The sequence below is a fragment of the Nocardia sp. NPDC055050 genome (genome assembly GCF_053608345.1).
Map to the genome: position 1 here is coordinate 1 of NZ_JBSGVG010000083.1, position 7,239 is coordinate 7,239.

8 protein-coding genes are annotated in these 7,239 nt (G+C 67.2%); 4 read left to right on the top strand and 4 right to left on the bottom strand.

All coding sequences use genetic code 11. From position 1 onward, the window contains the following. Nucleotides 1-149 precede the first annotated feature (149 nt). The 3 genes from ACWGCN_RS35575 to ACWGCN_RS35585 form a co-directional block, all read right to left on the bottom strand. Nucleotides 150-401 (bottom strand): RskA family anti-sigma factor, encoded by a 252-nt coding sequence (locus ACWGCN_RS35575; protein WP_378996932.1) that lies wholly within the window; start codon nt 399-401, stop codon nt 150-152. A gap of 1 nt (nt 402) precedes the next feature. Then, entirely contained in the window at nt 403-1,020 is a 618-nt protein-coding gene (locus ACWGCN_RS35580; protein ID WP_378635331.1) for a sigma-70 family RNA polymerase sigma factor, read from the bottom strand. 147 nt (nt 1,021-1,167) lie between these two features. Beyond that, a complete protein-coding gene (locus ACWGCN_RS35585; protein ID WP_022567299.1) occupies nt 1,168-1,461 on the bottom strand; it encodes a WhiB family transcriptional regulator in 294 nt (97 codons plus the stop codon). A 629-nt stretch (nt 1,462-2,090) separates the two neighbouring features. On the opposite strand from ACWGCN_RS35585, the gene ACWGCN_RS35590 reads away from it, so the two are divergent. The 3 genes from ACWGCN_RS35590 to ACWGCN_RS35600 all read left to right on the top strand — a co-directional run bounded on the left by ACWGCN_RS35590 (nt 2,091) and on the right by ACWGCN_RS35600 (nt 4,759). Beyond that, on the top strand, nt 2,091-2,915 hold the full coding sequence (locus ACWGCN_RS35590; protein ID WP_452460405.1) for a hypothetical protein: 825 nt from the start codon (nt 2,091-2,093) through the stop codon (nt 2,913-2,915). Nucleotides 2,916-3,072: 157 nt separating this feature from the next. Further along, on the top strand, nt 3,073-3,651 hold the full coding sequence (locus tag ACWGCN_RS35595; RefSeq protein ID WP_056818204.1) for a sigma-70 family RNA polymerase sigma factor: 579 nt from the start codon (nt 3,073-3,075) through the stop codon (nt 3,649-3,651). Continuing rightward, entirely contained in the window at nt 3,644-4,759 is a 1,116-nt protein-coding gene (locus tag ACWGCN_RS35600; protein ID WP_452460404.1) for an anti-sigma-D factor RsdA, read from the top strand. The genes ACWGCN_RS35595 and ACWGCN_RS35600 overlap by 8 nt, the downstream gene beginning before the upstream one ends. Before the next feature lie 170 nt (nt 4,760-4,929). Here the strand turns inward: ACWGCN_RS35600 and ACWGCN_RS35605 are convergent, their stop codons facing one another. Then, nucleotides 4,930-5,343, bottom strand: a complete 414-nt coding sequence (locus ACWGCN_RS35605) for a DUF5319 domain-containing protein (protein ID WP_022567296.1) — start codon at nt 5,341-5,343, stop codon at nt 4,930-4,932. Between the two features lie 221 nt (nt 5,344-5,564). On the opposite strand from ACWGCN_RS35605, the gene guaB reads away from it, so the two are divergent. Continuing rightward, nucleotides 5,565-7,109 (top strand): IMP dehydrogenase, encoded by a 1,545-nt coding sequence (gene guaB, locus ACWGCN_RS35610; protein WP_378635339.1) that lies wholly within the window; start codon nt 5,565-5,567, stop codon nt 7,107-7,109. Nucleotides 7,110-7,239: the final 130 nt, after the last annotated feature.

Sequence of the window (7,239 nt, forward strand, 5' to 3'; positions counted from 1 at the left end):
CCACCGGGGCTTGCTCCTTCGTCGCCTACGCCCCGGCGGCTAACCGGCGACCCGGCCGCGACCGGCCACTGCGTGGCCGCTGCTCCCTAGGGGTCGCAGGTGGTGGGTGGGAGTGCGGTCATGGCGGGTCTGGGGTTGGGCGGTGTGGGTCAGCTGGCTACCGGGGGATCTTCGGCGTCCAGGGCGGCCAGTAAACGGGCGCGCAGCGATTCGGGTGGTGGGGTGGGGGTTGTGGACGCGAGCTGGGCGAGAGCTTCGCGGGTATCGCGAACCTCTCGCAGGAACTGCGTACACAGGGTGGAGTCTTCGGTATCGATGATGGTCTGGATCGCGTGATGGTCTTCGTCGTCGATCAATCCGAGCGCGACGGTGTGCGCGAGATCGATCTGGGCTTCGTTCATCTCACGTCACCCCCAAACTTTTCTTCAGTCGTGTCAATCCGTCCCGAATTCGGGACTTAACGGTCGGTAACCCGATGCCGAGGTATGTCGCTACCTCCGCGTAGGTCCGCCCGCCGTAGTAGGCGAGCGAGATCGCCTCGCGCTGGGTCTCGGTGAGGGTCGAGAGTCCGCGCTGGACGGCCTGTTGTTCTAGTCTGCGTTCCACCTCCTCGGTGACCTCGTCGAATTCGTGTCCGAGCACCCGTATCCCGTACGCGACCTCGCGCTGGGTGTGGGCTTGCTCGGCGCGAACCCGGTCGACCGCGCGCCGGTGTGCCAACGTCATCAGCCAGGTCACCGCCGACCCCTTGGCGGGGTCGAAACTCGTAGCGGTACGCCAGATCTGGAGATAGACCTCCTGAGTGGTCTCCTCCGCGTACCCGGGGTCGTGGAGCACCCGCAGGACCAGGCCGAAAACGCGCGCGGACGTTCGGTCGTACAGCTCGGCAAAGGCCTGCTGGTCGGACAGGCCGCATCGTTCCAGCAGTGCAGCTAGCTCGACTCCTTCGGCCGCGCGTGCGGTAACCGCAGAATCCACGCTCGGTGGAAAGGCTTCGCTTCGGAACCCATTCTGTGTCATCGGTCACGAATGTAGCCCGAGGCTATGACCTCCTCGCGACCGGGGGTGCCCTTTATTCGGGTGCCAGCTGTTTGCTAGAGATTCGGCGCGCCACGGCCAGCGGATTGGAACAGATTTGCCAACCCGGCCAGACGGGCCCGGTTGACCTCAGACGGCCATCCGTCGCCGGTTGCGGCGGGCGTGCATCTCGCGTTCGGTCTCGGACATGCCGCCCCAGATGCCATAGGGCTCGCTGACCTTGAGGGCATGGGTGCGGCATTGCATCAGCACGGGGCAGGCCCGGCAGATCTCCTTGGCGCGCATCTCGCGCGCTGTGCGGGCGCGGCCGCGTTCGCCGTCGGGGTGGAAGAAGACCGCGGAGTCCTGACCGCGGCACGAGCCGCGCATCTGCCAGTCCCAGACATCGGCGTTCGGTCCGGGAAGGTGGGTGGGCATGGGCATGTGAACTCCTTGAGGCGCGAGCTCGTCAGCGTTGTCGAGCGAGTGGTGCGGCAGGTCTTCGCGCCACCCGGTGGGGGTGGCCGGCTCGACGGTGCCTGACGGTGCCGCTCGGAGGTCGCTGCGATTTCGCGCGGCGCCAACCGTGGCGATGAGCTACGTTAGGTGCAGGCGGGAATTTCCGTCAATAGTTCGGCGCATGAGTTCAGTAAATCTGCAACGCTGAAATTTAACCTACTCACTATTTACATTTCACACCCGATCCCTCCATACTGTTTGGTTGGCTATGGATCGGGTGTCTTCGCGTTTCCGAGACATCCCATATTTTCCCAGGTCGCGCCGGTCGGGGCCTGGTTCGAGCCGGCGACGGCCAGGGCGGCTGGGTGTGCTGGATCACAACGGCCTCCGCGCCCGGACTGCGTGCAGATGGCGAAAACGGGGCGTGAAGGTTAATTGCGCGAAACGCATGTGAATTCGAGACTTTCCGGTAGTGGCATCGGGGAGCGGAGATTTACCTGATGGCAACATCGACACTCGAGTGAAATGCTGATTGTTTGCTGATTGCCCCTCGTCGATCCATAACATGGGCGCTGCCCGGGGCGGGTGGCGGCTAGAGTCTCGTCGTGCAGACAATGGCCTCACCCGCGGATATCGGTTCCGAAATACTCGTTTCGACTGCTTTCGGGCCCACTCCCGGCCTGGCCGCTACGGAGTTGCCGGAGCCGGCGGACCCGTTGTCGCGGTGGTACCGCGCGGTCGCGCTCGGCGGCCAGGGCCGCTATGCCGCCGCCCGTGCCGACCTGCTGATATCGGCCAGAACCGTGACCGATCCCGGCCTGAAATCCCTCATCGAGAGCACCCGTGGATCGCTGCTGCGCCAGCTCGGCGATCACGCGGGTGCGGCAGCGTTCGACGGTCGCGCCGCGGCGATCGCACTCGGCGCTACCGGAGCGTCGCGCGCCGAGGCGCTCGCCGACGCGTATACGGGCCTGGCCGCCGATGCCCTCGGCACCGGTCGACTCGCGCTGGCCCGCACACTGCTCGGCCGGGTGCGGCCACTGCTCGCCGCGGCACCTCCGCGAGCCGAGGTGCGCTGGCACTGGGTGTGCGCCGAGACCGCGCTCGCCGGCGGTGAAGCGGACGCAGCGCTCCGCGACGCGGTCGCGGCGGTCGAACTCGCCGGGGCGCTTCCCTCTGTGCGTCACCAGGTGAAATCGGCGCTGCTCGTGGCGGCCGCGACAGCCGCCACAGGCGACCTCTCCGGGTCCGCCGAACTGGCCGTGCGAGTCGACGCGGACTGCCGCGAAAACGGCCTTCTCCCACTGCGCTGGGCCACCGCGATGCTGCGTTCGGGAGTCGCCGATCCGGCTCCGGCGCGCGCCGCGGCGGGCGAAGCCGCAGATCATGGCGCCCGTCTACGGGCCTGGGGTGGGGACATCGCCCCGCTGGGTGCCTGATTCGCTCCGGATGATCTTTCTGAGAGCACGGTTAGAAGCGGCCACGCCCGCTGGCGGCCGATCCGGGGGTCGCTATTGTTAGTGCCGTTCCGCCATTTCGGTGGAAGCTCGGTCACATTCGACCGCGCCACTCGTAACGCCAGGAAAATCTCTGACGATGACGCATATGGGCGAAGAGTTGGACCTCGCCGTCGCTGCGGCTGCGCAGGGCGACAGGACCGCTTTAGCTCGGGTATTGGAACTGGTCCGTCCCTTGGTGGTTCGCTACTGCAGGGCCAGGATCGGAGCCGCGGAGCGCGGACAGCTCTCCGCGGACGATGTTGCGCAAGAGGTCTGTTTGGCTGTGATGACCGCCCTGCCCCGCTATCAGGATCAGGGTCGGCCCTTCATGGCCTTCGTGTACGGAATCGCTTCGCACAAGGTCGCCGACGCCCATCGCAACGCCGCCCGTAACAAGGCGGAGGCGATGGCCGAAGTACCAGATGTCATATCCACCGACCACGGGCCGGAACAGCGGGCTCTCGACTCGGAGACGAGCAGGCAGATGAACACTCTGCTGGCCACGCTCCCCGAGAAGCATCGAGAAATCCTGATCCTGCGTTTGGTCATGGGTCTGTCAGCAGAGGAAACCGCAGTCGCCGTGGGCAGCACGGCGGGGGCGATACGGGTTGCCCAGCACAGGGCACTCGCGAAACTGAAGTCACAAGTGGCGAGGGCAGGTGAAATGTATGGCTAGGGATGGCGAGCGCGGTCTAGGCGACCGGAAAGTTTGGCAGCGCGGATCGCACGACAGCGGTCCCTACGCCGCCGAGGATGCCGGTGACTCCGGACCGGTCGACATTGCGGCGGTGCGCAGCGATGATGCGCTGATCGACGCGATCGCGAGCGATGGTCCGGTCCGCACCGACAGTCCCGAAGAGTTCCAGCTGGCGTCGTTACTCGCGGATTGGCGGGCCGACCTACTGGCCGAGCCGATGCCCGCGGGCCCTGATCTCGACACCGTGTTCGCGGCCGTCAATCAGGAGATCGGCGCGCGGCAGGTTCGAGTCGGAGCTTCCTCGCGCGGACGTCTACGACTGGTCCGCCCGATTTTCGGGGCAGCGGCGGCACTGGCGCTGGTGTTCGGCGGTATCACGGCCTTCGCTTACAGCGCGGCTCCCGGCGATCCGCTGTGGCGGGTCAAGGAGGTCGTGTTCAGCGAGCAGGCACAGTCCACCGTCGTACAGTACGCCGACGAAGATCTGCTGGCCGCACAGAACCTGCTCACCTCGGGTAATCCGGAACAGGCGAAGGCCAGGCTGGAACAGGCTTCGGCCAACGCGGGCCAGGTCGACGATCCGGCCAAGCGTGACGATCTGATCGCGCGCTGGAACCTGCTGCGAGATCAGCTGATCAAGGTCGCCCCGGAGATCGGCGCGCAACTGCCGCCGACCACCACCGCGCCGACCAAGCCCAGCTCGCCCGTTCAGGTCCCGCCGACGACGAATCCGGGTACCACCGCGCCGGTGGCGCCTACCGCTCCAGGAGCGGGTACCACCGATCCGTCGACGCCGCCGCCGGTCATCATGCAGACCCCGGGCACGGGCCCTGGCCCGGAAACCAAGCCGCTGGTTCCGGTCGAGCCGTCGCAGCCGCCGGTCGAGCCGACACAACCGCCGGTGACCCCGCCGGTGACTGTCGACCCGACCACACCACCGACCACCATCGTCGAATCACCGCCGGTCGTCACTGTGCCGACGACGGTGGTCCCGACGTCGGCACCGCTGCCGAGCTTGCCGCCCACGCAGCAGGTGCCTCCGCCGGCGACCATCCTGCAGTCGCCGCCCGCGGTGCCCTCGCCGTAGCAGCACGATGAATTGAACTAAAGACGAAGGCCCCGAACAGGTTCGGGGCCTTCGTCTTGTGCTGGGGCATTTCCGGTGTGGGCCCGCGTATTCCCCCCACGCACGCGTGACCGAGAGTGGAGGAGGGCAGGCGCCGCGACGGACTCAGCTGTGCCGAGTTGCCGGAGAGCTCAGTTGTCGAACCCGTCGAACCCGTCGCCGTGGAACGCCTCGTTCATCGACGCGTCCGCGTAGCCGCGGCAGTAGTCCCACGTGACATAAGCCTCGGGGGTGGGGTCGTAGGCGGGTTCGTGTGGACGGACAGTGCCGTCGACCAGTAGCTGTAGGAGGTTCGCCCGCAGCATGTCCCAGTCGTGGTAGTGATCTTGCCGACAATCCTCACAGCTGACGACCAGACCGCGGATACCGCGGTGGGCCAGCAGGGCTTCGTATACGGCGAGGTCTGCGAGATCTTCCTCGACCGCGAGGCGCTCATGAGGATCCAACGGCTCACCGGGCTCGATCGCATCGAGCGCGGCGGACGGGTCGGAGGGGTCTCCGGCGAAGGGATCCGGCGGCAGGCCAGGTGGTAGATGGTCACGCACATCCCCACGGTACGCAGTACTTGGTGCATCGCGCCAGCGATGCACCGGGCAAGTTTTGCGGAAGGGCTCACTTCACAGGCGTCTCCGGGCGCCGGATACCATGGAATACAGGCGTCGGCGACTTTGTTCCAGCCGACCATCCGAAAGCTTTTTCCGCTCGAGCACCGACGCACTGTGTCTACCGCGTCGGTAGCTATGACGACCAGGAGGGGTCGATCCGAATGAGTAATCCCGTGTCGGGCGAACGAATCGCGGTGCGCCCTCCTACGGGGGGCGACGATCCGACCAAGATCGCCATGCTCGGCCTCACGTTCGACGACGTGCTGTTGCTGCCTGCCGCCTCGGATCTCATCCCCAGCTCGGTCGAGACTTCCAGCAAGCTGACCAGGGACATCACCCTGCGCACGCCGCTGGTGAGCTCGGCCATGGACACCGTCACCGAGGCGCGCATGGCCATCGCCATGGCGCGTGCGGGCGGTATGGGTGTGCTGCACCGCAACCTCTCGGCCGCCGACCAGGCCGCCCAGGTGGAGACGGTGAAGCGCTCCGAGGCGGGCATGGTGACCGACCCGGTCACCTGTCGTCCCACCGATACCCTCGCCGAGGTCGACGCCATGTGCGCCCGCTTCCGCATCTCGGGTCTGCCGGTAGTCGACGAGACCGGCGCGCTGGTGGGCATCATCACCAACCGCGACATGCGCTTCGAGGTCGATCAGGACCGCCGCGTGGACGAGGTGATGACCAAGGCGCCGCTGATCACCGCCCGTGAGGGTGTCACCGCCGAGGCCGCGCTGGGGCTGCTGCGTCGCCACAAGATCGAGAAGCTACCGATTGTCGACGGCAACGGCAGGCTGCGCGGGCTGATCACGGTCAAGGACTTCGTCAAGACCGATCAGTACCCCAACGCCACCAAGGACCGCGACGGCCGCCTGCTGGTGGGCGCCGCGATCGGTGTCGGTGAGGATTCCTGGTCGCGGGCCATGACGCTGGCCGACGCCGGGGTCGACGTGCTGATCGTCGACACCGCGCACGGCCACCAGTCGCAGGTGCTGCAGATGGTCGCCAAGGTCAAGGCCGAGGTCGGTGACCGGATCCAGATCGTCGGCGGCAATGTCGCCACGCGTGCCGGTGCCGCCGCGCTCGTCGAGGCGGGCGTCGACGCGGTGAAGGTGGGTGTGGGCCCCGGCTCCATCTGCACCACTCGTGTGGTCGCCGGTGTCGGCGCGCCGCAGATCACCGCGATCCTCGAAGCCGTCGCCGCGTGCAAGGCCGCCGGCGTGCCGGTGATCGCCGACGGTGGCGTGCAGTACTCCGGCGACGTCGCCAAGGCGATCGCCGCGGGGGCGTCCACGGTGATGCTCGGCTCGCTGCTCGCGGGCACCGCCGAGTCGCCCGGCGACCTGGTGCTGGTGAACGGCAAGCAGTTCAAGGCCTACCGTGGCATGGGCTCGCTCGGTGCGATGCAGGGCCGCGGCCAGGCCAAGTCGTACTCCAAGGACCGCTACTTCCAGGACGACGTGCTCGCCGAGGACAAGCTCGTCCCCGAGGGCATCGAAGGCCGCGTTCCGTTCCGCGGCCCGGTCAACCAGGTGATCCACCAGCTCGTCGGCGGCCTGCGTGCCGCGATGGGCTACACCGGTTCACAGAACATCGAGCACCTCCAGGGCGCGCAGTTCGTGCAGATCACCGCGGCGGGCCTCAAGGAGAGCCACCCGCACGACATCACGATGACCGTCGAGGCCCCGAACTACACCGGGCGCGGCTGAGTACAATAGATGCGTTTGTGCGCCGGGAGGTACGCTCCCGGCGCACAAGGGCAATGCAGGCAGGCTCCGAGTCCGCCGTCTACCGGCACTCCCGGCCCCGCACGACCCGACCTCGAGGAGGGTCCGCCGC